Source organism: Methylobacterium trifolii (genome assembly GCF_022179685.1).
Lineage (GTDB): Bacteria > Pseudomonadota > Alphaproteobacteria > Rhizobiales > Beijerinckiaceae > Methylobacterium > Methylobacterium trifolii.
In genome coordinates this window covers 1-24146 of record NZ_BPRB01000121.1, presented here as the reverse complement: position 1 = coordinate 24146, position 24146 = coordinate 1, and the positions used below count along the sequence as shown (strand labels likewise).

The 24146-nt window shown below is 70.0% G+C and carries 28 protein-coding genes; 18 read left to right on the top strand and 10 right to left on the bottom strand.

Annotation, left to right across the window (positions count from 1 at the left end; genetic code table 11):
- Positions 1-118 precede the first annotated feature (118 nt).
- The 3 genes from COGEMETH_RS11925 (at position 119) to COGEMETH_RS11915 (ending at position 1622) form a co-directional block, all read left to right on the top strand.
- Complete coding sequence (locus COGEMETH_RS11925; protein ID WP_238182780.1) at positions 119-433, top strand: hypothetical protein; 315 nt, start codon at positions 119-121, stop codon at positions 431-433.
- Between the two features lie 176 nt (positions 434-609).
- Entirely contained in the window at positions 610-1167 is a 558-nt protein-coding gene (locus COGEMETH_RS11920; protein WP_238182779.1) for a hypothetical protein, read from the top strand.
- Positions 1168-1193: 26 nt separating this feature from the next.
- Positions 1194-1622 carry a cupin domain-containing protein gene (locus COGEMETH_RS11915; protein ID WP_373875353.1) on the top strand — a complete coding sequence of 143 codons (429 nt, stop codon included), beginning with the start codon at positions 1194-1196 and terminating at the stop codon, positions 1620-1622.
- Between the two features lies 1 nt (position 1623).
- Here the strand turns inward: COGEMETH_RS11915 and yddG are convergent, their stop codons facing one another.
- From yddG to COGEMETH_RS11900, 3 genes are all read right to left on the bottom strand, one after another.
- Positions 1624-2505, bottom strand: coding sequence for an aromatic amino acid exporter YddG (yddG, locus tag COGEMETH_RS11910; RefSeq protein WP_238182777.1), 882 nt, complete (start codon positions 2503-2505; stop codon positions 1624-1626).
- A gap of 62 nt (positions 2506-2567) precedes the next feature.
- Positions 2568-3296 (bottom strand): acetoacetyl-CoA reductase, encoded by a 729-nt coding sequence (gene phbB / locus COGEMETH_RS11905; RefSeq protein ID WP_238182776.1) that lies wholly within the window; start codon positions 3294-3296, stop codon positions 2568-2570.
- A gap of 135 nt (positions 3297-3431) precedes the next feature.
- Complete coding sequence (locus COGEMETH_RS11900) at positions 3432-4616, bottom strand: acetyl-CoA C-acetyltransferase (RefSeq protein ID WP_238182775.1); 1185 nt, start codon at positions 4614-4616, stop codon at positions 3432-3434.
- A gap of 312 nt (positions 4617-4928) precedes the next feature.
- Here COGEMETH_RS11900 and phaR point away from each other — a divergent pair, with 312 nt between their 5' ends.
- Both phaR and COGEMETH_RS11890 read left to right on the top strand, forming a co-directional pair.
- Positions 4929-5534 (top strand): polyhydroxyalkanoate synthesis repressor PhaR, encoded by a 606-nt coding sequence (gene phaR / locus COGEMETH_RS11895; RefSeq protein ID WP_238182774.1) that lies wholly within the window; start codon positions 4929-4931, stop codon positions 5532-5534.
- An 86-nt stretch (positions 5535-5620) separates the two neighbouring features.
- Entirely contained in the window at positions 5621-5932 is a 312-nt protein-coding gene (locus tag COGEMETH_RS11890; RefSeq protein ID WP_238182773.1) for a hypothetical protein, read from the top strand.
- Positions 5933-6038: 106 nt separating this feature from the next.
- On the opposite strand, the gene rpmF is transcribed toward COGEMETH_RS11890, so the two are convergent.
- Positions 6039-6227, bottom strand: a complete 189-nt coding sequence (gene rpmF, locus COGEMETH_RS11885) for a 50S ribosomal protein L32 (RefSeq protein ID WP_003601373.1) — start codon at positions 6225-6227, stop codon at positions 6039-6041.
- A gap of 311 nt (positions 6228-6538) precedes the next feature.
- Here rpmF and COGEMETH_RS11880 point away from each other — a divergent pair, with 311 nt between their 5' ends.
- Both COGEMETH_RS11880 and COGEMETH_RS11875 read left to right on the top strand, forming a co-directional pair.
- Entirely contained in the window at positions 6539-6937 is a 399-nt protein-coding gene (locus tag COGEMETH_RS11880) for a ComEA family DNA-binding protein (RefSeq protein ID WP_238182772.1), read from the top strand.
- A gap of 164 nt (positions 6938-7101) precedes the next feature.
- Positions 7102-7728, top strand: a complete 627-nt coding sequence (locus tag COGEMETH_RS11875; protein WP_238182771.1) for a ribonuclease D — start codon at positions 7102-7104, stop codon at positions 7726-7728.
- Positions 7729-7758: 30 nt separating this feature from the next.
- On the opposite strand, the gene ugpB is transcribed toward COGEMETH_RS11875, so the two are convergent.
- Together ugpB and COGEMETH_RS11865 are read right to left on the bottom strand one after the other, a co-directional pair.
- Positions 7759-9090 carry a sn-glycerol-3-phosphate ABC transporter substrate-binding protein UgpB gene (gene ugpB / locus COGEMETH_RS11870; protein WP_238182770.1) on the bottom strand — a complete coding sequence of 444 codons (1332 nt, stop codon included), beginning with the start codon at positions 9088-9090 and terminating at the stop codon, positions 7759-7761.
- Entirely contained in the window at positions 9090-11459 is a 2370-nt protein-coding gene (locus COGEMETH_RS11865) for a sensor histidine kinase (RefSeq protein ID WP_238182769.1), read from the bottom strand. Before COGEMETH_RS11865 ends, ugpB begins: the two co-directional genes overlap by 1 nt.
- A gap of 370 nt (positions 11460-11829) precedes the next feature.
- On the opposite strand from COGEMETH_RS11865, the gene lptC reads away from it, so the two are divergent.
- From lptC to lptB, 3 genes are read left to right on the top strand one after another with little or no spacing between them, the layout of a single operon-like run.
- The gene (gene lptC, locus COGEMETH_RS11860) at positions 11830-12570 is read left to right on the top strand and encodes an LPS export ABC transporter periplasmic protein LptC (RefSeq protein WP_238182768.1); all 741 of its coding nucleotides are present in this window, start codon (positions 11830-11832) and stop codon (positions 12568-12570) included.
- Entirely contained in the window at positions 12567-13295 is a 729-nt protein-coding gene (locus COGEMETH_RS11855) for an LptA/OstA family protein (RefSeq protein ID WP_238182767.1), read from the top strand. The genes lptC and COGEMETH_RS11855 overlap by 4 nt, the downstream gene beginning before the upstream one ends.
- 35 nt (positions 13296-13330) lie before the next feature.
- Positions 13331-14188, top strand: a complete 858-nt coding sequence (gene lptB / locus COGEMETH_RS11850) for an LPS export ABC transporter ATP-binding protein (RefSeq protein WP_373875352.1) — start codon at positions 13331-13333, stop codon at positions 14186-14188.
- A 22-nt stretch (positions 14189-14210) separates the two neighbouring features.
- On the opposite strand, the gene COGEMETH_RS11845 is transcribed toward lptB, so the two are convergent.
- Positions 14211-14774 (bottom strand): hypothetical protein, encoded by a 564-nt coding sequence (locus COGEMETH_RS11845; RefSeq protein ID WP_238182766.1) that lies wholly within the window; start codon positions 14772-14774, stop codon positions 14211-14213.
- Between the two features lie 486 nt (positions 14775-15260).
- On the opposite strand from COGEMETH_RS11845, the gene COGEMETH_RS11840 reads away from it, so the two are divergent.
- The 5 genes from COGEMETH_RS11840 to COGEMETH_RS11820 all read left to right on the top strand — a co-directional run bounded on the left by COGEMETH_RS11840 (position 15261) and on the right by COGEMETH_RS11820 (position 19365).
- A complete protein-coding gene (locus COGEMETH_RS11840) occupies positions 15261-15983 on the top strand; it encodes a class I SAM-dependent methyltransferase (protein WP_238182765.1) in 723 nt (240 codons plus the stop codon).
- 226 nt (positions 15984-16209) lie between these two features.
- On the top strand, positions 16210-17766 hold the full coding sequence (gene rpoN, locus COGEMETH_RS11835) for an RNA polymerase factor sigma-54 (RefSeq protein WP_238182764.1): 1557 nt from the start codon (positions 16210-16212) through the stop codon (positions 17764-17766).
- A gap of 91 nt (positions 17767-17857) precedes the next feature.
- The gene (gene hpf, locus COGEMETH_RS11830) at positions 17858-18463 is read left to right on the top strand and encodes a ribosome hibernation-promoting factor, HPF/YfiA family (RefSeq protein ID WP_238182763.1); all 606 of its coding nucleotides are present in this window, start codon (positions 17858-17860) and stop codon (positions 18461-18463) included.
- Between the two features lie 102 nt (positions 18464-18565).
- On the top strand, positions 18566-19033 hold the full coding sequence (gene ptsN / locus COGEMETH_RS11825; RefSeq protein ID WP_238182762.1) for a PTS IIA-like nitrogen regulatory protein PtsN: 468 nt from the start codon (positions 18566-18568) through the stop codon (positions 19031-19033).
- Positions 19034-19056: 23 nt separating this feature from the next.
- Positions 19057-19365: a hypothetical protein gene (locus COGEMETH_RS11820; protein WP_238182761.1), complete on the top strand. Its 309-nt coding sequence runs from the start codon at positions 19057-19059 to the stop codon at positions 19363-19365.
- A gap of 25 nt (positions 19366-19390) precedes the next feature.
- On the opposite strand, the gene COGEMETH_RS11815 is transcribed toward COGEMETH_RS11820, so the two are convergent.
- From COGEMETH_RS11815 to ftsE, 3 genes are all read right to left on the bottom strand, one after another.
- Entirely contained in the window at positions 19391-20170 is a 780-nt protein-coding gene (locus COGEMETH_RS11815; protein ID WP_238182804.1) for a YdcF family protein, read from the bottom strand.
- 168 nt (positions 20171-20338) lie between these two features.
- On the bottom strand, positions 20339-21286 hold the full coding sequence (locus COGEMETH_RS11810; RefSeq protein ID WP_238182760.1) for a cell division protein FtsX: 948 nt from the start codon (positions 21284-21286) through the stop codon (positions 20339-20341).
- Positions 21286-21984 carry a cell division ATP-binding protein FtsE gene (gene ftsE / locus COGEMETH_RS11805; RefSeq protein WP_238182759.1) on the bottom strand — a complete coding sequence of 233 codons (699 nt, stop codon included), beginning with the start codon at positions 21982-21984 and terminating at the stop codon, positions 21286-21288. The genes COGEMETH_RS11810 and ftsE overlap by 1 nt, the downstream gene beginning before the upstream one ends.
- Positions 21985-22186: 202 nt before the next feature.
- Here ftsE and COGEMETH_RS11800 point away from each other — a divergent pair, with 202 nt between their 5' ends.
- The 3 genes from COGEMETH_RS11800 to COGEMETH_RS11790 form a co-directional block, all read left to right on the top strand.
- Positions 22187-22987 (top strand): zinc-ribbon domain-containing protein, encoded by an 801-nt coding sequence (locus COGEMETH_RS11800; protein WP_373875351.1) that lies wholly within the window; start codon positions 22187-22189, stop codon positions 22985-22987.
- A gap of 73 nt (positions 22988-23060) precedes the next feature.
- Positions 23061-23630 carry a hypoxanthine phosphoribosyltransferase gene (gene hpt / locus COGEMETH_RS11795; RefSeq protein WP_238182758.1) on the top strand — a complete coding sequence of 190 codons (570 nt, stop codon included), beginning with the start codon at positions 23061-23063 and terminating at the stop codon, positions 23628-23630.
- Between the two features lie 172 nt (positions 23631-23802).
- On the top strand, positions 23803-24146 hold a 344-nt coding region (locus tag COGEMETH_RS11790), incomplete at its 3' end, for a response regulator (protein ID WP_238182757.1).

Genomic DNA, 24146 nt, shown 5'->3' with positions numbered 1-24146 from the left:
TGCGCCGCAGCGCATCGGTCCGGTGCTCAATCGGCCGTGCGGCAGGCCGACGCAAGGACCGTTCCGCATTGCGGCATGGGATCTCGGCAGAGTGCGCGGGGTCAGGCTTTCGCGATGCGTGGCGGGTGCAAGCGGGCGCGGGTTGGTCTATCGCTGGCCGCGCATGGAACTCGTCCTGATCCTGGCCGCGGTGGTGGCCTGCGCGATCGCGGGGCTCGCCGTCGCCGCCCTGTCGGCACGGAGCCGTCGCCCGCCCCTGCGCATGGACAGCGAGTTCGACGAGCGCGACGAGGACCTGCTCCTGGCCGAGATCGGACCGTCCACGAGCCCGATCGACCGCACGGCCGAGGTGATCGATCCGGAGCCGGCCCGGCCTGCCCGCGCGATCGAACCACCCGGACGACCCGCGCTGCCGCCGGGCGGAGCCCCATGACACACATGCGTCGATACGGACGGGCCCTGGCCCTCGCCCTTGCGCTCGGCGCGCCGGCCCTGGCACAGCCCGCGCCCCCGTCCGGCGAAACCCCCACGCCCCCGCCCGGTGCCCCCCCGCGCGCAAAGAAAACGTCCCGTGGTACCGAGGCCGCGCGGCCGGAGGTCGTCGCGCCCGTGCTGCCCGCCGCGATCGTCGCGAACACGCCGGCCTGCGCGGGGCAGGCCGCCCGCTACGAGGGCGAGAAGGGTTTTGGGCTGTTCGTGACGCGGATCGGCCAGGCGGAGGTCGCGAACCCCCTGCGGCCCCTGACGCCGGAGGTCACGCGGGTGCTCCAGGTGACGATCGCCGGCAAGGTCGCGACCGCCTACGGGCCGGACCTGGCGGCTTTGCGCCGTGGCGGCCCCCCTGGCGCGATCGAGGCGCAGCTCGGCAGCCCGATTCGCTGGGAGGCGTCCCTGCCGGAGCTTCCCGACCCGCTGACCATCGTCTCCGAGGCCGGCGAGACCCTGGCGACCCTGGGGTTTCGCGAATGCGCCGAGGCGCCTGCGGTGAAGGCGCCCCCGCCCGAGGCCGCCAAGCGGGACCGCAAGAGGGCCCCGCGCACCGGAGCCAAGCCGAGCGAGACCGGCCAGGCGGCCGGCACCGCCAAGGCGGCACCGGCTTCCAAAGCGCAGACCGGCACCAAGGCGCCGCCGGGGTTCAGCCTGCCCCAGGGTGCCATCACCGAGTAGAGGGCGAATAAACCATGCCGGAGGCGATGAAGGCCGCCCAGGTAATCGCGGCGCTCGGGCTGCAGCCCCACCCGGAGGGCGGGCATTACCGCGAGACGTTCCGCGATGCCCGCGAAGTCGACGGGCGCTCGGTCGGCAGCGCGATCTACTACCTCCTCGACGTGGGCGAGGTCTCGGCCTGGCACCGGGTCGATGCGGCCGAGATCTGGCACTGGCATGCGGGCGCGCCCCTGGTCATCACCGTGAGCCCGAACGACCACGACGCGGCGGCCCAGCATCTCGGGCCGGACCTCCTGCGCGGTCAGCGTCCGCAACTCGTCGTGCCCGCGGGGCACTGGCAGACGGCGACCAGCCTCGGGGCCTGGACGCTCGTCGGCTGCACGGTCTCGCCGGCCTTCCGCTTCGAGGGCTTCGAGATGGCGCCCCCGGACTGGCGGCCGACGCCACGCTCCTGATTCAGGCCGAACCCGGCACGCGGCGCGAGGCCCGCACAGCGACGAGCGCGCCTGCCACGATCAGCCCACAGGCCAGTCCCAGGGCCGGGGTGGCGGGGGCGTAGCCGGCCGCTACCAGGATCAGTGTGGAGAGCACGGGCGCGGCGTAGGCGGCCACGCCCAGCAGGCGGATGTCGCCGCGCTTGCAGCCGATGTCCCAGAGGTAGAAGGCGGCGCCCACCGGCCCGAGTCCGAGGGCGATCACGGCGCCCCATTCCGCGGCGCCTGCCGGCCAGACCGTCGTCTCCAGCGCCCGGTGGCAGGCGAGGCTCAGGGCCGCGGTGACGAGGCAGAAGCCGGCGACCGCGTCGGTGGGCACTGCTCCGACCCGGCGCGACAGCACCGAGTAGCCCGACCAGACGAAGGCGGCCGCGAACGAGGCGAGGTAGCCGGGCAGGGCGCCGTCCGGGAAGCGCAGGTCGCCCCTCCCGAGGAACAGGGCGGCGACGCCCGTAAGGCCCAGGCCCGCGCCGATCAGGTGGCCCGCACGCAGGCCGCCCGCCTCCGGCAGCCGGGCCGAGAGCAGCACGATCAGGAGCGGCCAGAGATAGTTGATCAGCCCGGCTTCGGCCGGTGGCGCAAGGCGCAGGGCCGTGAAGTACAAGGCGTGGTAGCCGAACAGCCCGCCGACCCCGAGGAGCCAGACCGGCCAGGGCTGGCGTAGGGCTCGGATGCCGGACGGCCGTACGAGCCAGCTCGCGCAGCCCAGAAGCCCGCCGAGCGCGAAGGTCATGGCGGCGAGCTGGAACGGCGGCACCGCACCGGAGGCGGCGGTGAACAGGGCCAGCAACGACCACAGCAGGATCGCGCCGGAGCCGAGGAGCGTGGCGGTGGCGGAGTTCATGGCCGCCGCTACCACGGCCGGGCGCCCGCGTCCCCAAGGGGAAACGCGGGCGCTGAAGACACTCAGACGAAGTGCTGGCCGCCGTTGATGGTCAGGGTCGAGCCGTTGACGAAGCCGGCCTCGTCGCTGGCGAGGTAGGCGACGGCGTGGGCGATCTCGTCCGCCTCGCCGAGGCGACCGGTCGGGATCGTGGAGATGATCTTGTTGCGGATCTCCTCCGGCACGGCCATCACCATCTCGGTGGCGATGTAGCCCGGCGCCACCACGTTCACGGTGATGCCCTTCGAGGCGCTCTCCTGCGCCAGCGCCTTGGCGAAGCCGATCACGCCGGCCTTGGCCGCAGAATAGTTGGTCTGGCCGGCCTGGCCCTTCTGGCCGTTGATCGACGAGATGATGATGATGCGCCCGAAGCCGCGGGTGCGCATGCCGTCGATGAGCGGACGGGTGCAGGTGAACATCGAGTCGAGGTTGGTCTTGATGACCGCCTGCCACTTCTCGAAGGTCATCTTGTGGAAGGCGCCGTCGCGGGTGATGCCGGCGTTGTTGACCAGCACGTCCACCGGGCCGAGCTCGGCCTCGATCGCCTTGATGCCGGCCTCGCAGCTCGCGAGGTCGCCCACGTCGAACTTGAACACCGGGATTCCGGTCTCGGCCTTGAAGGCGTTGGCCGCCTCGTCGTTGCCGCCGTAGTTGGCGGCGACCTTGAAGCCCTTGGCCTTCAGGCCCTTCGAGATCGCGGCGCCGATGCCGCGGGTGCCGCCTGTGACGAGGGCGACGCGTTCCTGTGCCATGTGTTTCCTCCGTATTTTTCTGACTGCAAGCGGATAGCGGTGTGGGTCATGGCGCGTGCGGATGGCGTCCGCACGCGAAATAAATTGGCCGCCGTCTCAAGGCGAATTCGCCGGACGGCGGCGCGGCTCCCAGCCTCAGGCGCGCTCGACGCACATGGCGACACCCATGCCGCCGCCGATGCAGAGGGTGGCGAGCCCCTTCTTGGCGTCGCGGCGCTTCATCTCGTGCAGCAGGGTGATGAGGACGCGGGCGCCGGACGCGCCGATCGGGTGGCCGATGGCGATGGCGCCGCCGTTGACGTTCACCTTGGCGTCGTCCCAGCCCATGTCCTTGTTGACGGCCAGCGCCTGGGCCGCGAAGGCCTCGTTGGCCTCGATCAGGTCGAGGTCCGAGGGCTTCCAGCCGGCCTTCTCCAGAGCCTTGCGCGAGGCCGGGATAGGTCCCGTGCCCATGATCTTCGGGTCGACGCCGGCAGTCGCCCACGACTTGATCGTGGCCAGCGGCGTGATGCCCCGGCGCTTGGCCTCGGAGGCCGACATCAGCACCAGCGCGGCGGCGCCGTCGTTGAGGCCCGACGCGTTGCCGGCCGTGACCGTGCCGTCCTTCGAGAAGGCGGGCTTGAGCTTGGCCATCGCCTCGGCGGTCGCGCCGTCGCGGATGTACTCGTCGGTGTCCACGATCACGTCGCCCTTGCGGCCGGACACGGTGACGGGGGCGATCTCCTCCTTGAAGCGGCCCTCCTTGCGGGCGGCCTCGGCCTTGTTCTGCGAGCGGGCCGCGAACTGGTCCTGCTGCTCACGGGTGAGCTGGAAGGCCTGGGCCACGTTCTCGGCGGTGGTGCCCATGTGGTAGCCGTTGAAGGCGTCCCAGAGCCCGTCCTTGATCATGGTATCGATGAGCTTGACGTCGCCCATCTTCTGGCCGCCGCGCAGGTACTGGGCGTGGGGGGAGAGCGACATGGATTCCTGGCCGCCGGCCACGATCACCGTGGCGTCGCCGTTGGCGATCTGCTGCATGCCGATGGCGACCGTGCGCAGGCCCGAACCGCAGACCTGGTTGACGCCCCAGGCGGTGGCCTTCTCCGGGATGCCGGCGGCGATGGCCGCCTGGCGGGCCGGGTTCTGGCCGGCGCCGGCGGTGAGCACCTGACCGAAGATCACCTCGTCCACGTCGTCGGGCGAGACGCCGGCCCGCTCCAGGGCTGCCTGGATCGCCACCTTGCCGAGTTCGTGCGCGGGCACGGTGTTGAACGCGCCGCCGAACGAGCCGACGGGGGTGCGCGCCGCACCGACGATGACGATCTCTTCGCTGCCTGCCATCTGACGTGTCTCCTCTTATCGGCCGGCGCGCCTCACGGGTCTCGTCCGCGCGCTCTGGTGCCGTTGGGGCGATGAAAGCCTTGAGATGGCCGAAGTCAAGAAGCGCTGCGGGAGCCCCATGACGCTTCCGCGGGACTGAAAAGCACGCAGTGCAACGCGTTTATGCATTATTCTGCGGGAAAACGGGTCAGATAGCTGTTTTCGGCGGCGGTGGAAGGTCTTAGGATAGGGTGCAGGTGCGAAGGCGGGCCGCGTCTGTGGGGCCTCGCGGGTCTCTCGTGCCGTGGGACCGGGTCGGGAGAGGCCGTAGAGATGACGGATAACGTCAAGGCGCAGCAGACCGTCATCAAGAAGTACGCCAACCGGCGTCTGTATCACACCGGCACCTCGACCTACGTCACCCTCGAAGACTTGGCCACGATGGTGCAGAACGGCGAGGACTTCGTCGTCTACGACGCCCGCTCGGGCGACGACATCACCCGCTCGGTGCTGACGCAGATCATCTTCGAGCAGGAGAACAAGGCGGGCGCCGAGAACCTCCTGCCGGTGGCCTTCCTGCGCCAGTTGATCCGTTTCTACGGCGACAGCATGCGCACGATGGTGCCGAGCTTCCTCGAATTCTCGATGGCCAACTTCGCCCGCGACCAGGACGGCCTGCGCGCCAAGTTCGCGCAGAGTTTCGGGCCCGCCGCCTTCCAGAACGCGATCGAGCAGCAGGTGCGGACCAACATGAGCTTCATGGGCGACGCCATGAAGATGTTCACGGGCTTCGGCGGCGCACCCGGCGCGCCCGGTATCGGGCAGACGCCGGCCGTGCCGGGCCAGCAGGCGCTGCCCGCCTCCGGCAACGACCTCGACGACCTCAAGCGCCAGATGATCGAGATGCAGCAGCGGCTCGAAGCGCTCGCGAAGAAGTAGGCCCCGGCCCGGCAAAAGATTGACGAACCGTTAACGCCGGCCCAACTCTTGCCCCACCGCATCCTGTGATGCGGAGGATGCGGGCGATGATGCGGATCGAGACGGTTGGCCGTCCTGGAACGGTACGGGTGGGACGCCGGACGGCCCCCGAGACCGGCCGGCACGCCACCGCCGATGCCGACACCGCCCGCGCCCTCGTCGTCCTGCCGGGCGGCCGGGTCGGGGGAGGTGAAGGGGATGCGCGGCAGGATCGGGCGCCGAGGACCGGCGGACGGCCGCTCGCGGAGTTCGTCGCGCACCTGATCGTCAGCGCCGACCAGTCTCTGCGCCCGTCGCGGATCGAGCGCACCCGCGCCGCCGCCGCCCTGTACGCCGAGACCGACCGCCGCCTCGCCTGAAGACCGCGCACGCCAAGGCCCCGGCCGGGAGGGTCCCGCCGGGGCTTTGGCGTGCGCGGTCGCTAAGTCCCCGATCCCGGCAGCCGGGATCGGGTGGCCGGAAGAATCAGGCCTCGGCGGACTTCACCTTGAGGACCTGGCGACCGCGATACATGCCGGTCTTCAGGTCGATGTGGTGCGGACGGCGCAGTTCGCCCGAGTCCTTGTCCTCGACGTAGGTCGGGGCCTTGAGGGCGTCGGCGGAGCGGCGCATGCCGCGCCGCGAGGGGGAGGTCTTTCGCTTCGGAACGGCCATGGCTGAATGTCCTTGACGTGGAAATAGCGGCAAAGCGCTGCGCGAGCGACTCCCCCTTCGAGGATCGCCTCGTGCACCGCCCGATACGGAGATTCGAAGGCGGCCTTATAGCGAGGGCGCCCGGCCCTGGCTAGAGCCGGGATCGATCCGCGCAGCGCGACGATGCCGACGGCTTGCCACGGACGACACGCGGCTCGCAATCCCCGGCGCGCCGCCATGCCGCAGCGTTAAGCCGGGGTTCAAGTCGCTGGCGCCAAACCCTGTCCTGTCGGCGCCGTGCAACGGGCCGCCGGTCCTTCGGGAGTACCACCATGGCCTCGTCCACCAAGACCGCCTCGTTCCTGCGTACGCTGACCCTTCTGGCCGCCCTCGGTGCGGCCCCGGCCCTGGCCCAGACGCCGAGCCCTTCCACACCGACGAAGCCCGCCCCGACGGCACCGGCCGCGCCCAGCGCGCCGATCAAGCCAACCGCTCCCGCGCCCAGCGCCCCCGTCGCCGGATCACCGAACGCCGCAAAGGGTGTGCTCCTGGACATCAACAGCGCCAGCGCCGCCGAACTCGACGCCCTGCCCGGCATCGGTGCCGCCCGCTCGGCCGCGATCATCAAGGGCCGGCCCTACAAGGGCAAGGACGACCTGGTCCAGAAGAAGATCATCCCGGAGAACGTCTACGCCGGGATCAAGGACAGGATCATCGCCAAGCAGAAGTAATTTTTTGGGACTCGGAGCCCTTCCCGGACGGGGAAGGGCTCCAGGCCTTCGTGTCGCGCTTGCCCATCGTGAGGCGGCATCCATGTTCGAGGCACGCCGCCTCGTCCCGTGCCGGAGCCGGCGATCCCCGGCCGGTGCGCATCAGTTAGGGAAAACGCCTGCCCGTGCCGAGCCCTGCCGCCATCCGCCACCATCGCGGCGACCTACCCGCCGGCTACAAGGCCGGCCCCGCCATCGCCATCGACACGGAGACGCTCGGCCTCAACCCGCACCGGGACCGCCTCTGCGTGGTGCAGGTCTCCCGCGGCGACGGCTCGGCCGACGTGGTGCAGATTCCGCCGCAAGCCCCCCCGCCCGCGACCCTGATCCAGGTCCTCGCCGACCCCAACGTCCAAAAAATCTTCCATTTCGCGCGGTTCGACCTCGCGGTCCTGTTCCGCGCGTTCGGGGTGATGCCGGGGCCGGTCTACTGCACCAAGATCGCCTCGAAGCTCGCCCGCACCTACACCGACCGCCACGGCCTCAAGGACGTGGTCCGCGAACTCGTCGGTGTGGACCTGTCCAAGCAGCAGCAATCCTCGGACTGGGGCGCCCCGACCCTGACGCAGGCGCAGATCGACTACGCGGCCTCGGACGTGCTCTACCTCCACGCCGCTCGCGAAAAACTCGATGCGATGCTCGCCCGCGAGGGTCGTACGGCCCTCGCCCAGGCCTGCTTCGACTTCCTGCCGGCCCGCGCCCGGCTCGACCTCGGCGGCTGGCCCGAGACCGACATCTTCGCCCATACCTGACGCCGGGCCGGCATCCGGCCGCGATCCGCGTCAGTTGGCGGTCCGCTGCCGGAACAGCCGCAGCACCTCGTTGCCGCGGGCCACGGCGTCGTCCAGGGCCTGCTGCGCGGTCTTGGCCCCGTTCAGGGCCGCCTCGATCTCCTCGGCCCAGATGTCGCGGATCTGGAGCATGTTGCCCAGCCGCAGGCCCGACGAGTTCGGCGTCGGGCGCTTGCGCGTGACGGATTCGATGGCGGTCCGCAGGGGCGGGTTCTCGCCGTAGGCACCGGAGCGCAGGGCTTCCTCGTAGGCCGCGCGGGTGATCGGCAGGTAGCCGGAGTTCCGGTACATGATCGCCTGCTCCTCGGGCCCGAGGATGAAGGTCAGGAACTCGGACACGCCCCTGTATTCGAGGTCCGACTTGCCCTGCATGACGTAGAGGGAGCCGCCGCCCAGGATCGCGTTCTGCGGCGCCTCGGGCACGTCCGGGTAATACGGCATCGGCAGAACGGTCCAGTCGAAGGTGTTCTTGCCGCGGATCGCCCCGTACATCGCCGACGAGGTGACGAAGATCGCGCAATCCCCCGAGAGGAACTTGGCCTCCCCGAGGTTCGTGCGCCCGAGATACTGGAACACGCCCTCCCGGCTCAAGGTCACGAGGTTCTCCAGGTGCCGGACCTGGACGGGCCGGTTGAACTCCAGTTCCGTATCGAACCCGGCGAGTCCGTTCGCGCGGGAGGCGACCGGCCGGTCGTGCCAGGCCGACAGCTGCTCGATGTTGGCCCAGACCGGCCAGGCCGTCGACAGGGCACAGGAGGTCGGATCGGCCTTGCGGATCGCGCGCGCCGCCTCGAACACCTCCGGCCAGGTCCGCGGCAGCTGCTCCGGATCGAGGCCCGCCTTCCGGAAGCGGTCCCGGTTGATCCACATGATCATCGAGGAGATGTTGTAGGGCAGCGAGAGCAGCTTGCCCGACCGGCTCAGGTAGTTCGTCGCCAGCACGGGCAGCAGGTCGTCCGGGGTGACGGGCGAGTTCGAGTAGGCGAACACGTCCGAGACCGGCTTCACGGCGCCGACCGCGGCCGCCATGGTCCCGTTGCCCACCTCGAACACCTGGAGGATGTGGGGGGCGGCCCCCGCACGGTAGGCGGCGATGCCCCCGCTCAGGGTCTCGGCGTAGGGCCCCTTGTAGATGGTGATGACCTTGTAGTTTCCCTGCGAGGCGTTGAAGTCGTCGGCCATCTTCGAGATGACGAGGCCGTTGGCGCCGTCGAGGGAATGCCAGACCTGGAGTTCGATCGCCGCGCAGGCGGGCCGGACGGCGAGGAGGGCGACGGCCACCAGGGCCGCGGCCAACTGGGCCAGGTTCGATCGCAGGGCCATCACGCCGGTTCCCGTATCGTCGTCTCGGCGGAGGTGCTCAAGGTGTCCGGCAGCCAGATCCGGACGGTCGTGCCCGCGCCGCGGCTGCTGCTCAGGTCGATCCGGCCCTGCAGCTTGTTGACCACGAGGTTGTGCACGATGTGCAGGCCGAGCCCCGTGCCGCCGCGGGAGCGGGCGGTGGTGAAGAACGGGTCGAACACCCGGCCGAGGTCGGCCGGCTCGATGCCGGCGCCGTCGTCGTGGATCAACAGCGAGACCCCGGCCTCGCGAGCCGGTGCGACCGCGATCCGGATCGATCCGCCGGTGCGGTCCCGCAAGCCGTGGTCGACCGCGTTCTTGACCACGTTCGTGACCACCTGGGCGAGAATGCCGGGGAAGGTGTCGAGGACGACGTCGGGCGAGCATTCCATGCGGCATTCGTGCCGGCCGGTCCGCATCAGGGTTCCCAGGCTCTTGAGGAGTTCGTCGAGCCAGGCGCGCATCTCGATCGTGCGCCGGTCCTCGCGGGCTTGGTCCACGGCGACCTGCTTGAAGCTGTAGAGCAGGTCGGCGGCGCGGATCAGGTTGCTCGTCAGGATGCGCGAGCCCTCCTTCAGCCGCGACGCATGGTGGCCGAGCCGCGAACGCGAGATCTGGCCCCCAGCCACGAAGCTCTCGAAGTCCAGGGCATCCACCTGCATCTGCGTCGCCGTCGTCAGCGCGATGCCGAGCGGCGTGCTGATCTCGTGCGAGACCCCGGCCACGAGCTGACCGAGCGAGGCGAGCTTCTCGGCCCGGATCAGGTCGTCCTGCGCCTGCTTCAGGGTGGTGAGCGCGTCGTCGGCCCGCTTGGCCGCGTGCCGCCAGCCCTTCTCGCGGTGGATGATCTCCGCCAGGAAGAAATTGGTCGTCCGGGCGATCTCGCCCAGCTCGTCCGGCCGGCCGTCGTCGCTGATCCGGCCGACCGCCACGTCGTCGGCGGCCAGCAGCATGTTGGTCTGGAGCCGGCGCAACGGACGGGTGATCGAGCGCGCTACGCCCACGGCCGCGGCCGTGCCGAGCAGCAGCGCGCCGACGGCTCCGAAGAGCAGGAGCTGGCGGATGAAGATGCCGAGCCGGTTGGCGTCCTCGATGAACGCCTTGCTGAGGACCAGGGCGTTCCGGCCGGTGGAGGCGGCGAGGCGATCCATGCTGCGGATCATCGCGTTCTGCTCGCTCACCTGATCGATCGTCGTGGACAGTTGCGAGCGCCAGCCGTCGATGGCCGCGCCCATGTCGTCCTGGATGCCGCGCGGCAACGGGATCGTCCGGGCGCTGCCGGCCAGCGCCCCGCTCTCCTGCAGGATTTCCTTGGCTTCCGCCGCGTTCCGGTGGGCGAGCGCCGCCCCGGTCTGCTGGGCGAGCTTCAGGGTGGCGAGCGCGATGTTCTGTGCCGCCAGTTCCCCTTCGTTCGAGGCGATGGATTCCCGGATCAGGTCCGCCACCTGGTCGTGCAGGCGCTGCTGGCGGGTGACGTTGTCCTTGATGCGGGCGTTGCACCACTCGATCAGGGCGTGGCTTGGCTGGTTCGTGCGGATCAGCTCGAACCCTTCCGAGGTCGAGCCGTCGGAGCGGTTCTTGTTGCGGCTTCTCTCCCAGTACGATTTCGACAGGATGTCGAGGGAGCCGGCGTTGTCGGCCTGTTCGTCGGCCGCGAAGGCGGAGGCCAGCGCCTTCACCGAGGCGTCGAGCTGCTTGAGGTCCGAGTCCAGCTCGTCGAACTCGATCTGGAAGACCGGCTGCCCGATGCGCGACTTGTTTAGCTCGACCGCCGAGATCGCCTCCCGCAAACGGCCGAGCGCCGTGACGACGGACTGGTTCCGCTCCAGTTCGGTATCCGTCCGGGTCAGGATCGCGATGAGCGTGGCGTTCTCGGTTTGCTGACGCTTGCGGGCGAGGTCTGTCAGGTCGACGAGCGAACTCGCCCGGCGCGCCATGTCCCTGACCCGCTCGTCTAGGTCGCCCTCGATCTTCATCAGGGCCGTCATCTGCGAGGACAGGGTTTCCAGGTTGCTGGAGACGGTCCGGATCGCGTCCGACTGCTCCGGCGTGCGCGAGAGCGCGGTGAGTTCGTCGAGCTGCCGGTGGGCCGTGCCGGCCAGATCCGTGAACTTGTGCTCGGTGCCCTGGCGCGAATTGGCCGCCTCGTTGACGTAGTCGTCGCGGGCTTTGTTGAGCAGCGTGAAGGTATGATAGTTCTCGCTCGACAGGACGGCGCCGTTGCGGGCCCGCTCGGCTTCGAGGATGAGTGTCCAGGCGACCGCGGCGATGGCGCCGGCGATGAAGATTGGCACCCCGCCGACGATGAACAGCTTCTGCCCGATGTTCAGTCTGCTGAGGTGGAAGTTCATCGGAGCGTTTCGACCTCGGTGCCACGATGGTCTGCGTGCCACGCTGCGCCCTGTCGATATTCGCATCGGCAGGGCGGCCAAGCTACTGCATCGGACTGCCGATGGGTAGCCTGACGCGCCGGAGGTCCGGTGTTCCCGGACACGAAGTCCCGCGCCGGCCCATGGCCGGCCGTGTGCGGCCGCGCACGCGGCCGCCGGGAATCGCGCAGGCTGCCGCTGCCGACTGCGCATCGTGGTTGAACATTGGGAAACCCTTGAGCCATAACTTCGCCACCGGATGGGCGCATCCGGGCGGAATCGGTGCGGCGTGACGGGGGTCGCAGCGCCCTTCAGGTCTTGCGGGCGGCGTCGGGCGACGCTGGAAAGTCTCATGCAGGTGGTCGCGGCGATCGAGACGAACGGGCCCGCGGGCGGCGACGCGCGCCGGACGCGGGCGCATGCCCGCGCCTACCGGCACAGCGCCCGCGTCCGGACCCTGCGCCGCCTGATTCCCGTGGCGGCCGGCGGGGCGGTGCTGCTGCTCGCCGCCTACCTCTTCAACCCGTTCGGATCGATCGCTCCCGGCGTCAGCGTCGGCCCGGTCACCCTGTCCGGCACCAAGGTGCGGATGGAGAACCCGCGGCTCTCGGGCTTTCGCAAGGGGGACCGCGGCTACGAGGTCACGGCTACCGCCGCCCTCCAGGACATGCGCAAGCCGAGCCTGATCGAGCTGGAGGCCATGCGCGGGCACCTTAGTACCGACGAGAAGGGCGGGTTGGCCCGGCTCCAGGCCGCCACCGGCCTGTTCGACACCGCCCGCGAGGCCCTGGACCTCAAGGACGACATCCGGATCTGGACCGACAAGGGCGAGGAGGCGGTGCTGAAATCGGCCGCCGTCGACTTCAAGGCCGGCTCCGTGAAATCGAAGGAGGCCGTCTCCGTCACCGTTCCGAGCGGGTCCGTGGTCGCGGACGGGCTCGACGTGGTCGATAGCGGGCGGGTGATCTCCTTCATCGGCAACGTGCACGCCGTGTTCCAGGGCGAGGACAGGAAGGCGAAGGACGGCCCCGCCGACAAGGCGGGTCTGCGTATCCTCACCTCCTCGGCCGAGCCGGCGGACGGTCGGCCATGACCGCTCCCGTGCTGGTCCGGCTCGTCGGCGCCCTCGCGCTCGCGGGTGCCGTCTGCGCCGCCGCCCCTGCGCTGGCGGAGAAGCCGGCCGCCAAGAAGGATTCCGCCTCGCCGCTCGGCTCGCTCGGCGGCGGCAAGGAGCCGATCAAGATCGACGCCGACCGCCTCGACGTGTTCGACCGGGAGAACAAGGCCGTGTTCGTCGGCAACGTGGTGGCCGTTCAGGGCGACAGCACCATCCGCTGCTCGACCATGACCGTGCACTACAAGCGCGGCAAGGACGCCAAGGACAAGGACGCCGGCAAGAAGGGCGAACCCGCCGAGGCGGCGGATAAGGCGGCCGAGGACAAGCCGGCGATGGGCGAGAACGGCATCCAGAAGGTGGAATGCGCCGGCCCCGTCACCGTGGTGCAGAAGGACCAGGTCGCCACCGGCGACAACGCCGTGTTCGATCAGGCGGCCAAGCGCATCGTGCTCACCGGCAACGTCGTGCTGAGCCAGTGCCAGAACGTCACCCGCGGGCAGCGCCTCGTCTACGACATGAACAGTGGCCGGGCGAACATGGACCCGGTGGCGGGCGGTCGCGTCTCCGCCCTGTTCGTGCCGGGCGAGAAGGCCGACGCCAAGGGGGGCGCAAAGGGCTGCCCACCGCCGCCCGGCATTGCCAAGGCGGCACCCAAGCCGGCCGATGCGGATGCCGCGAAGACGCGGGCCCAGGCCAATTGAGCAGCGCCCTCGGCTTCCGTTCCGGCGCGCAGGCCCTGTCCCCGAACCGGGCCGCGGGCGCCTCCGCGCCGGCCCGCCCGCGGGCGCCGTCGCTGCTCGGCCGCCTGTTCGGCCGTGCGGGCGCCGCTTCGCGGGACATGGGCTCCGAGCCCGAACCGGAGGAGGGCGGTCCCGGCATCCTCAGCGTGCGCGGCCTGCGCAAGAGCTACGGCGCGCGCACGGTGGTGCACGAGGCGGGGCTCACCGTCCGCACCGGGGAGGCGGTGGGCCTGCTCGGGCCGAACGGGGCGGGCAAGACCACGATCTTCTACATGATCACCGGGCTGGTGGCGGCCGATCGCGGCCACATAACCCTCGACGGCCTGCCGATCACACACCTGCCGATGTACCAACGGGCCCGGCTCGGCATCGGCTACCTGCCCCAGGAGGCCTCGATCTTCCGCGGACTCACGGTGGAGGACAACATCCGCGCCGTGCTGGAGGTGGCCGAGCCCGACCGCAAGGAGCGGGCGAGGAAGCTCGATTCCCTCCTGGAAGAGTTCGACATCGCGCGCTTGCGCAAGTCGCCCTCGATCGCCCTCTCGGGCGGCGAGCGCCGACGCTGCGAGATCGCCCGCGCCTTGGCCTCATCGCCGACCTTCATGCTGCTCGACGAGCCCTTCGCCGGTATCGACCCGATCGCGGTCGGCGACATCCAGGACCTTGTCAAGCACCTGAAGAGCCGGGGCATCGGCGTGCTCATCACCGACCACAACGTGCGCGAGACGCTCGGCCTGATCGACCGGGCCTACATCGCCCATTCGGGACGCATCCTCACCGAGGGCACGCCCGAGGAGATCGTCTCCAACGCGGATGCCCGCCGCCTCTACCTCGGCGAGGATTTCCGCCTCTGAGGGCGATCGCCGGTCCGATGCGTCAGGGCTTGTAGAACTCCGACATCGGATCGTGGAAACCATTCGTCATGAGGATGATCCCGTCCGACCATTGCGGCACGGGCTGCTTGATCCCCTTGGCCATGTCACGCTTGTTGCCATCCGTGAGCTTGGTCGCCGAGGTGATGACCCCGCCCGTCCGCAGGCCGTCCTCCTTGTGCAGAGTGTTGCCCAGCTTCAGCCGGTTGTGCAGGAGTTCGTGGAACGCCAGCCGCGCCAAGGTCTTGGCGTCCTTCCACTTGACGTAGACCTCGCAGGCGCCCGAATTCGGGTTGGTGTTGCCGCCCTGGTCTCCACCCAGTTCGAAGTCCCCCTTGGGGAGCTTGGGCGATTGCAGCACGATGCTGCGTCCGGGCGGCATGAAATAGACCAGGCATTCGTGCGCCCCGGCCTTCGTCGTGGCATCCGCGAAGTAGACCCAGTTGCCTTCGTACAGGTCGCTGACGCAGGGGCCGATCAGGGTCGCGAGTTCGCTCTGCACGCCGAGTGCGAGGTCCTTGTCCATGGCACCGAGCAGGTCGGCGATGTACGTCCTGTGAAAGGCCATGGCGCATCCCTGACGCGGGGCGATGCCGATTCGGCTGGTCGAACCGGGGAAGGAGTGCCGGCTTTTTCGGGGAAGCAGTCAAGCGTTCGGCTCTTTCGGACCTGTTTATCGAAGAAGCGAAATCCGGAACGGTTCGGAAAGAGACTGGATCAGGGATATCGAAAACGTCCGAGAATTTGGGTCGAACGTAACGGATCGACAGAGATCGCGTCGTATGTAGTTTGCGGGGTTGCCGGACGGCTCGCTGAGGGTGAGTGCGAATGTCCGGCGGCGGGACGTTAACGATATGCGGCAAAGACTCAGTCTACATGCCGTCCGCAGCGACTACAGGTGCGCATATCCAAATTAGTCATGATCCCCGAAAGACGATGGTCAGCATTATTCCTCGATCAATCGGTTGGTGACGATCGGTTATGGTCCGCACCAGGACGGCGTTTCGAGGCTCCGTAGTCCGTTGCGCCGGGTTCGCATGCTGGGGAGTCGAGGATGAAGAACGAGGCCGAGGTTTTCTGGGACCGGAACTTCGAGGGGATGGAGGCGGCACACCTGTCGAAGGAGGTCGGCCACGCGGTCAGCGAGGCGGTGGCGTTCTTCGGACCGCTCAAGGGAAAGCGGGTGCTCGATCTCGGCTGCGGCAACGGCGGGACCTCGCTGTTCCTGGCCGCCGCCGGGGCCGAGGTGACGGCCGTGGACTTCTCCGCCGTCGCCATCGACACCCTGAACCGCCACGTGCGCGAGGCGGGCATCACGAACCTGACCGGGATCCAGGCCGATGCCCGGGACATCGCTCGACTGGGTACGTTCGACTTCATCTTCGGGTCGTTCATCCTGCACCACATCGAGCCGTTCTCCGAGTTCTCCCGGACGCTTCGCTCGACCCTCAACGCGGGGGGCAAGGCGTACTTCTTCGAGAACAACGCGGCGAGCAACCTCCTGATCTGGTTCCGCCGGAACGTCGTGGGCAAGTTCGGCGTCCCCCGCTACGGCGACGACGACGAGTTCCCCCTGTCGCCGGCCGAGGTCGACATGCTGCGCCAGCACTTCCAGGTCCAGGTCCGCATTCCCGAGATGCTGTTCTTCCAGCTGGCATCGATCTACGTCTTCAAGCGGAAGCTTCTGTCCGTCGCGAAGATGATGGACGACTTCGCCTACCGGCTCGAAGCGCTGAGGCGCTACTCCTACCGGCAGAGCATCCTGCTCCAGGCTTGAGTGCTCCGGCCCGCCGCCATCCAACCGGACGGGCGGCGGTGTGCCCTGGGGATAAGCCTGTGGCATCGCTGCCACGTCCGGCCGCCGGGCGTAGCGAGACACGATCACGCTTTGACGCGCGATCGGGATGGGTCTACAGAGGAAAGGAGACTTTGAAGCAAGAACCATGCCGTCGGCGACGTAGCCTTGGCTGGCGGGCCGTTTTCGAAGAGGATCGGGGCGTCGCATGAGTCTGCTGCAACGGCTGGAAATGCGCCAGGGCCAGGCCCTGGTGATGACGCCGCAGCTTCTGCAAGCGATCAAGCTCCTGCAACTCTCCCATCTCGACCTCGCCACCTACGTGGAGGCGGAACTGGAGCGCAATCCGCTCCTGGAGCGGGCCGAAGCCGAGCCCGGCGCCACCGAGGCCCCCGAGGCCGCGCCCGAGGCCGAGGCGTTCGAGGGGGCCGAGGCCGAGCCCTGGATGGCCGACGAGCTCGATCCGGGCAGCGGCCGGATCGAGGGCGATTTCGACGCCCGCCTCGACAACGTCTTCCCCGACGACGCGCCCAGCCCGATCAGCGAGGCCAATTGCGGCGACATGCTGTCGCTGACGCCCGCGCCCTACGGCAATACCGGCGGCAGCTTCGATTCCGAGGCGCCGGATTTCGAGGCGACGCTCACCGCCGAAATCTCCCTGCGCGAGCACCTCGCCGGCCAGCTCGACCTCGCCACCCGGGACCCGGTGGACCGACTGATCGGCGGCTTCCTGATCGATGCGGTCGACGAGGCGGGCTACCTGCGCGAATCGATCGACGCCGTGGCCGAGCGGCTCGGGGCCAAGCTCGACCGGGTGGCCCGCGTCCTGAAGCTCGTGCAGAGCTTCGACCCGCCAGGGGTAGCCGCCCGGGATCTGGCCGAATGCCTCGCGATCCAGCTCCGCGAGCAGGACCGGTTCGATCCGGCGATGCAGGCCCTGGTCTCGCGCCTCGACCTCGTGGCCAAGCGCGATTTCACGGCTCTGCGCCGCCTCTGCGGCGTGGACGACGACGACTTGGTCGAGATGCTCTCCGAGATCCGCCGCCTCGATCCCAAGCCCGGCCGGGCCTTCGGCGCGAGCGCCGTCGAGGTGCTGATCCCGGACGTGTTCGTGCGCGCGGCCGCGGACGGCTCCTGGCTGGTGGAACTGAACGGCGAGGCGCTGCCCCGCGTCCTGGTCAACCAGAGCTACTACGCCCGCGTCGTGCGCGGCGCGAAGGCGGACGGCGACAAGGCGTTCCTGTCCGAGGCCCTCCAGAATGCCAACTGGCTCACCCGCAGCCTGGAGCAGCGCGCCCGCACCATCCTCAAGGTCGCCACCGAGATCGTGCGCCAGCAGGACGGCTTCTTCGTCCACGGTGTGACGCACCTGCGGCCCCTCAACCTCAAGACCGTGGCCGAGGCGATCGGCATGCACGAATCCACGGTCTCGCGGGTGACATCGAACAAGGCAATCGGCACCAGCCGCGGCACCCTGGAGATGAAGTACTTCTTCACCGCCGCGATCCCGGGCGCAGCCGGGATGGCCGCTCATTCCTCGGAGGCCGTGCGCCACCGCATCAAGCAGCTCGTCGACGGCGAGACCCCGGACGACGTGCTCTCCGACGACGCCCTGGTGCAGAAACTGCGCGGGGAAGGCGTCGACATCGCCCGCCGCACCGTGGCCAAGTACCGGGAATCCCTGCGGATTCCCTCCTCCATTGAGCGCCGGCGCGAGCGCTACGCGCAAGGGGGCTCGCACGCGGGCATGCTGGCCGCCCGCTGAGGGCGGACGGGCTTCGAACGCGGGCGTCCGTTGACTTACGGGGGCCCGGCTCCTTAACTCGCCAGATCGAGGACAACGAACCGGGGGACACATGGGGTCATTGCGCGTCACGGGCCACGGCCTGGACCTCGGCGAGAGCCTGCGCGGCCGCGTCGAGGAGCGGATGGCGGCGACCCTTTCGAAATACCTCGACAGCCACATGAACAGCACCTGCACCGGGCACGTGACGCTGCGGCGCGACGGCAGCGCCTACCGCACCGACTGCGTGCTGCACCTCGTCTCCGGCCTGACCATCGAGGCGGTGGGCGCAGCCCACGACGCGCGGGCGAGCTTCGAGCAGACGGCGGACAAGCTCGAGAAGCGCCTGCGTCGCTACAAGCACCGGCTCAAGGACCACACCGCCGGCCAGGCCAACGGCGCCGCCGCGATCGAGGCGGCCTACGCCGTCTTCGCCGCGCCGGAGGACGACGAGGACGACGAGGCCGAGCTGGACGACGGGCCGGCCCACCCCCCGATCGTGGCCGAGAGCACCAAGACCCTCAAGCGCCATTCGGTGAGCGAGGCGGTCACGGCCCTGGACCTCACCGGCGCCCCTGTCATCGTCTTCGTCCACGCTGGCACCGGGCGCATCAACGTCGTATATCGGCGCAGCGACGGGGCGATCGGCTGGGTCGATCCACAGGAAGCCGCTGCGTGATCCGACATTGCCGGAACCGGCATGTCGGACCGGCCATTGATCTTCGGGGGTGACGCGGGCGACGAGCCGGCGCGCCTCGTCTGACGGGGCGACGGTCCTCCCATGCCAGTGCTGGAATTCCTCGATCCGGATTCCGTGGTGCCGTCGCTGCGCGCCCGTGCCAAGAAACAGGTGCTGCAGGAGTTGAGCGCCCACGCCGTCCGCCGCCTGCCGGCGCTGGACGAGCGCGAGGTGTTCGAGACCCTCCTTCAGCGGGAGCGGCTGGGCTCGACCGGCATCGGTGAGGGCGTCGCGATCCCGCACGGCAAGCTGCCCGGCCTCGACCGGCTGTTCGGCCTCGTCGCCCGCCTTGAGCGGCCGGTGGATTTCGAGGCGCTGGACGGCCAGCCCATCGACATCGCCTTCCTGCTCCTGGCCCCCGAGGGCGCTGGCGCCGACCACCTCAAGGCTCTGGCCCAGGTCGCCCGCATCCTGCGCGAGCCCGGCATCCTGGAGCGCATCCGCGCGGCGCGCGACGCCAGCGCCCTCTACGCGCTCCTGACCCACACCTCTGCCTCGCAGGCCGCATGAGTCTCTCGCGATCCTTGCCGCTCGTGTGCACCGCAATCCTGCTCGCCGGGCCCGCGGCCCTGGCCCAAAGTGCGGCGGACGGCACCTGCCCGCGCGACGTCCTCGTCGCCCAGTCGATGCAGCGCCAGGCCGTCGACCAGCTCGAACAGGCCGATGGCGACGAGGCCAAGAACTGTCGCATCTGGCGCCGGCACGTGGACACCATGCGCCGGGTCGCGGGCGTCTACGGACGCTGCCTGTCGGGTTCGGAGCGCGCCGAGCGCATGGCCCAGGTCCAGGGTTCGGAGAAGGAGTTCTCCGCGGCGATCAGGAGCCGCTGTCGGGGCTCGTAAGCGTCATCCGCCGCTCCCGCGGACCTCATTCCATGCCCCGCATCAGCGGTTCGGCCACCATCTTCACCGGCTTGCCGCGGCCGATCAGGATCGCGGCGCGGGAACTTTCCGGATCGGTCTCGAACCGGGTCCGAACCCAGGCTACCAAGAACTTTACGTACTCCGAGGCCAGGAGCCGGGCCGCGGGCGGGTTCTGCCACCACGATCCGGCGTCGAAGCCTTCCGCGACGACGGGGTGGGGTACCACCCGGTCGCCGCCTTGCAGGGCGTGATCGAGTTCGATCAGCGTGCGCGGCATGTGGTAGTTCGACGTCACCACCGCGACGGTGCTGAAATGGTGCCGACGCATCCAGCGCCGGGTCTCGATGGCGTTGCCGATGGTGTTGCGGGCCCGGTAGTCCAGGTCGACGCAGCAGTCGATCCAGTGCCGCTGGCTCGGGTTGAGCCGGGCGATCTCGTCGCGACTGGTGCGCTCGTTGACGCCGGTGATGAGCAGGCGCCGGCCGTAGCCGCCCGCGAGCAGGTCGATCGCGTCGCCGATGCGTTGGGCCCCACCGGTCAGGGCCACGATGCCGTCGGCGCGGCCGACCGGGATACGCTCGCTGCGCTCCAGGGTGCCCACGAAGGCGAGGAAGCCTGCGCCGAGCCCGAGGCCGCCGGCGACCGACGCCGCCAGGCAGAGCCGCAGGGCGGGTCCGAGGCGCCGGCGCGGCAGGCCGCAGGTCCGGTTCCCGGTAGCCTGCCGCCGGTCGTGCCAGAGCCAGCCGAAGATTTCGGTCGGGCTCGGGTCGCTGGCGCGCATCATACCCGTGGTCATCCTCCAGAGGATCGGCGCCGATTGCGGCGGCGCGGAGGCGCGCCCCAAGGGGGATCGCCTCCACCGGCCATTGCGTCGGGAAATGCTTTCCGAATGGTTAACGAACGGCCGAGCCCCTTGATCCGCAACGCGGATTCCGGGCGTTCCGTCACACCGTCAAGCGAGGAAGCGGCGCACCGTCAGCCGCGAGACCACGCCCGTCACCAGCGAGGCGATGACCCCGATCAGGATCACGCTGGCATAGCCGCGCCAGCCGACGTGGAAGGCGCCGAACAGCGCCTCGATCTCGTCGCCCGCCGGGCCCGAGCGGGCGGCGCGGGCGAGCAGCCCGGCGAGCGCGAAGGCCGCGATGGCCAGCAGCGCGCCGATGGCCCCGCCCCGCAGGCCGAGGCCGAAGAATCGGCGCTGGAAGGCGCGGGCGATGAAGTCGTCGTCAGCGCCCACGAAGTGCAAGACCTCCACCACCTCGCGGTTGCCGGCCATCGCGCCCCGCGTCGCGAAGGCGACCGCGAGCCCGGTCGCCACCAGCACCAGCACGACGATGCCGATGCCGACGCCGACGAAGGTGTTGGCCATGGTGGAGAGCCGCTGGAGCCAGAGGGCGTGGTCGTCGAGGCTCGCCACCCCCGGCAGGGCCTCAGTCAGCCGCGCGCGCAGGTGCTTCAGGTCGGCGGCGGGCTCGGCGGCCAGCCTCAGGGCGATGAGCCGGGGCACGGGCAGGTCCGAGAGGTCGAGGCCGCTGCCGAGCCAGGGCTCCAGCAGCCGCTCGGCCTCGGCCTTGGAGAAGACGCGGGCGTCGCCGATGCCGGGCTCGGACCGGGCGATGGTCGCCGCCCGGGCGATGTCGGCGTCGAGGTCCCGGCCGGGGCCGGGGCGGACCTGGATCGTGACCTCCTGTGCCACGCTGCCCTGCCACTGGCCGGCGCTGGAGGCGACCATCTCGGCCGCGCCCGCGCAGAGGCCCGCCAGGAAGGTGAGGATGGCGATGACGGCGGCCAGCGACCGGCTCGCAGCCGAATCGGTCGGCACCAGGGGCGCGTTGCGCCGGAGCGTCGGGGGGAGCGCGGGCTCGGGGGCGCCCGGCCCGCTCGTGGTCCGCGCCATCAGCCTTCGACCTTCAGGCGGCCCTCGCCCAGCACCATCCGGCGCGCCGGATAGGCGTCCATGATGCCGAAATCGTGGGTCGCGATGATCACCGAGGTGCCGAGCTTGTTCAGTTCGAGGAACAGCCGCAGCAGCCGCCGCCCCAGGCCCGGGTCGACGTTGCCGGTGGGCTCGTCGGCCAGCAGCAGGTCCGGCCGGGCGATCAGGGCGCGGGCGATGGCCGCCCGCTGCTTCTCGCCCCCCGACAGCAGGGGCGGCAGGGCGTGCATGCGCTCGCCGAGGCCCACCCAACGCAGCAGCTCCACGACTTCGGCCCGGTAGCTGGTCTCGGCCCGGCCCTGGACCCGCAGCGGCAGCGCCACGTTCTCGTAGGTGGTGAGGTGGTCGAGCAGGCGGAAATCCTGGAACACCACGCCCATGCGCCGCCGCAGTCCGGTGAGCGCCCCGCTGGAGATGCCGCTGACCTCCTCGCCGAACACCGAGACCAGCCCCCGCGTTGGCCGGACCGAGAGCAGGATCAGGCGCAGCAGGGTGGTCTTGCCCGCGCCCGAGGGCCCGGTCAGGAACTGGAACGAGCGCGGCGCGATCCGGAAGCTCACGTCGGAGAGCACCTCCGGCCCGAGGCCGTAGCGCATCCCGACGTTCTCGAACTGGACCACCGCCGCCTCCGCGCCGGAGAGCAGGCTTTTGGTGTTCACCTGAGCGCCCAAGGCCGTCCCGCGTTCGAAGTTTCGCGCCCGCGCCGGGGCTCGGTGCCGGGATGGCCTCGGGAGATGGCGTTTTCAAGCCCGGCCCCGGCACGATTTCGCGACACGGGCGGCCCGGCGCGTTTCATCGGGGGTTAACCGTGATCCGCGACACTCCGCCCATGAGTGCCGCCCCGGTCTCCTCCGGGCGCACGTGAGCGTCGAGCGTATGCTGATCGTCTGCCCGACCTGCGCCAGCGAGTACCGGATCGATGCCGAGCGCGTCGGCATGGAGGGCCGCTCCGTCCGCTGCGCCGCCTGCCGCGAGACCTGGTTCATCACGCCGGCCGACGTGCTGGCCGCCCGCGCCGCCGAACTCGACGCGGCGCAGGAGGCGGAGGCCTTGTCCGGCGCGGCCTCCGACGCCGACTGGAAGGACGCCTCCGCCGCGGTCCGCAACGCGGCGGGCGAGGGTGCCGTGGTCGACAACGTGCCGCCCCGCCCCCGCCCGAAACCCGCCCGCGGCAGGCCTGCGGCCGGGCGTCGAAAAGGCGTCCTCGGCCTGTCTCCCGTAGTCGCGGCGGGCCTCGCCGTGCTGGCGGCCCTGCCGCTGGCCTGCCTCGCGCGGGCGGGCGTTGTGCGGGCGATGCCGCAGACGGCTGGCCTCTACGCCCGCATCGGTCTGCCGGTGAACCTGCGCGGCATCGAGATCCGCGACGTGGTCGCCTTCCGCAATCCCGCCGAGGACGGACGCACGGCCGAACTCGTCGTCGAGGGCGACCTCGTGGGCGTGGCCAAGGGGGACGCGCCGGTGCCGCCGCTCGCCGTCGCGGTGCGCGACGGGGTAGACCGGACCCTGCGGACCCTCGCCATCCCCGCCCCGCGGGCGGTCCTCGCCTCCGGCGAGACGGCGCGCTTCCGCACCGTCTTCCCCGATCCGCCGGCGCAGGGCCGGTCCCTGGAGGTGCGCTTCGCCGAGGGCGCGACGCCGGCGGCCGACGCCTCCCGGCACTGACCCTCCGTCGCGGACATCACGGATTTTGCGGCCGACCGTGGCCGCGCCTCGCAAAGATGTCTATGAAACGCCCATGACCATCCCATCCCGACGCGTGCGCGTCCTGTTCGACGAAGCCACGATCGCCCGGCGCAACGAGGAACTGGCCGGGACGATCCTGGCCGCCAATCCCGAGAACCTCCTCGTGGTGGCGGTGCTCAAGGGCAGCTTCATGTTCGCGGCCGACCTGCTGCGGGCGCTCCACCGGGTCGGCCTGTCGCCGCAGGTGGAGTTCGTGCACCTGTCGAGCTACCGCACCGGCACCGTCTCCTCGGGGCAGGTCGAGATCCTGCGCGACGTGCAGAGCGAGGTGCGCGGCCGCGACGTGCTGCTCGTGGACGACATCCTCGAATCGGGCCGCACCGTCGTCTTCGCCAAGGACCTGTTGATGGCCCGCGGCGCCAAGCGCGTGCTGACGGCAGTACTCCTCGAGAAGCCGGGCAAGCGCGCGGTGACGATCGAGGCGGACTTCGTCGGCTTCACCTGCCCCGACGTATTCGTCGTGGGCTACGGCATGGATGCCGCCCACGCCTACCGGCAACTGCCCTTCGTCGGCGTGGTCGATTACGCCAACGCGGACCCGGACTTGTTCGGGGGCGCCTGAAGTTTCACGCCCGACATCGTACGGATATCGTAGCCGAGCGCGGCATTTTCGCACGCGGGCCGATTGCCGGGTGCCTTCCAGCCTGTTCCACCTTGACAGATAGGCGGATTTTCTTGCGATTCGGACGCTTGTCGGCCGAATGCTTCATCACTAGGGACGATCACGGGACACCATGGCGCGCATCCTGCTGGTGGATGACGAAGACACGATCCGCGGCTTCCTCAAACGGGGCCTGGAGATCGACGGCCATGCCGTGGTCACGGCGATCGACGGCAGCGATGGGCTCGACCGCCTCAACGAGGCCGATGGCGGCTTCGACCTGATGCTCACCGACATCCGCATGCCGCTGATGGACGGCATCGCCCTGGCGCTCGCGGCCAAGCGCGATTTCCCGGACCTGACGATCCTGCTGATGACGGGTTTCGCCGACCAGCGCGAACGGGCCCGCGGCCTGGACGCGATCGTCACCGACGTGCTGACCAAGCCCTTCTCCCTGGCGGACCTGCGCGCCACGGT

What these genes read in the sequence shown, in the direction of transcription:
- COGEMETH_RS11915 (WP_373875353.1), top strand. Translation starts at nt 1,194, where the DNA reads ATGAAGGCCGCCCAGGTAATCGCGGCGCTCGGGCTGCAGCCCCACCCG.
- yddG (WP_238182777.1), bottom strand. Translation starts at nt 2,505, where the DNA reads ATGAACTCCGCCACCGCCACGCTCCTCGGCTCCGGCGCGATCCTGCTG.
- phbB (WP_238182776.1), bottom strand. Translation starts at nt 3,296, where the DNA reads ATGGCACAGGAACGCGTCGCCCTCGTCACAGGCGGCACCCGCGGCATC.
- COGEMETH_RS11900 (WP_238182775.1), bottom strand. Translation starts at nt 4,616, where the DNA reads ATGGCAGGCAGCGAAGAGATCGTCATCGTCGGTGCGGCGCGCACCCCC.
- phaR (WP_238182774.1), top strand. Translation starts at nt 4,929, where the DNA reads ATGACGGATAACGTCAAGGCGCAGCAGACCGTCATCAAGAAGTACGCC.
- COGEMETH_RS11890 (WP_238182773.1), top strand. Translation starts at nt 5,621, where the DNA reads ATGATGCGGATCGAGACGGTTGGCCGTCCTGGAACGGTACGGGTGGGA.
- rpmF (WP_003601373.1), bottom strand. Translation starts at nt 6,227, where the DNA reads ATGGCCGTTCCGAAGCGAAAGACCTCCCCCTCGCGGCGCGGCATGCGC.
- COGEMETH_RS11880 (WP_238182772.1), top strand. Translation starts at nt 6,539, where the DNA reads ATGGCCTCGTCCACCAAGACCGCCTCGTTCCTGCGTACGCTGACCCTT.
- ugpB (WP_238182770.1), bottom strand. Translation starts at nt 9,090, where the DNA reads ATGGCCCTGCGATCGAACCTGGCCCAGTTGGCCGCGGCCCTGGTGGCC.
- COGEMETH_RS11865 (WP_238182769.1), bottom strand. Translation starts at nt 11,459, where the DNA reads ATGAACTTCCACCTCAGCAGACTGAACATCGGGCAGAAGCTGTTCATC.
- lptC (WP_238182768.1), top strand. Translation starts at nt 11,830, where the DNA reads ATGCAGGTGGTCGCGGCGATCGAGACGAACGGGCCCGCGGGCGGCGAC.
- COGEMETH_RS11855 (WP_238182767.1), top strand. Translation starts at nt 12,567, where the DNA reads ATGACCGCTCCCGTGCTGGTCCGGCTCGTCGGCGCCCTCGCGCTCGCG.
- COGEMETH_RS11845 (WP_238182766.1), bottom strand. Translation starts at nt 14,774, where the DNA reads ATGGCCTTTCACAGGACGTACATCGCCGACCTGCTCGGTGCCATGGAC.
- COGEMETH_RS11840 (WP_238182765.1), top strand. Translation starts at nt 15,261, where the DNA reads ATGAAGAACGAGGCCGAGGTTTTCTGGGACCGGAACTTCGAGGGGATG.
- rpoN (WP_238182764.1), top strand. Translation starts at nt 16,210, where the DNA reads ATGAGTCTGCTGCAACGGCTGGAAATGCGCCAGGGCCAGGCCCTGGTG.
- hpf (WP_238182763.1), top strand. Translation starts at nt 17,858, where the DNA reads ATGGGGTCATTGCGCGTCACGGGCCACGGCCTGGACCTCGGCGAGAGC.
- ptsN (WP_238182762.1), top strand. Translation starts at nt 18,566, where the DNA reads ATGCCAGTGCTGGAATTCCTCGATCCGGATTCCGTGGTGCCGTCGCTG.
- COGEMETH_RS11815 (WP_238182804.1), bottom strand. Translation starts at nt 20,170, where the DNA reads ATGATGCGCGCCAGCGACCCGAGCCCGACCGAAATCTTCGGCTGGCTC.
- COGEMETH_RS11810 (WP_238182760.1), bottom strand. Translation starts at nt 21,286, where the DNA reads ATGGCGCGGACCACGAGCGGGCCGGGCGCCCCCGAGCCCGCGCTCCCC.
- hpt (WP_238182758.1), top strand. Translation starts at nt 23,061, where the DNA reads ATGACCATCCCATCCCGACGCGTGCGCGTCCTGTTCGACGAAGCCACG.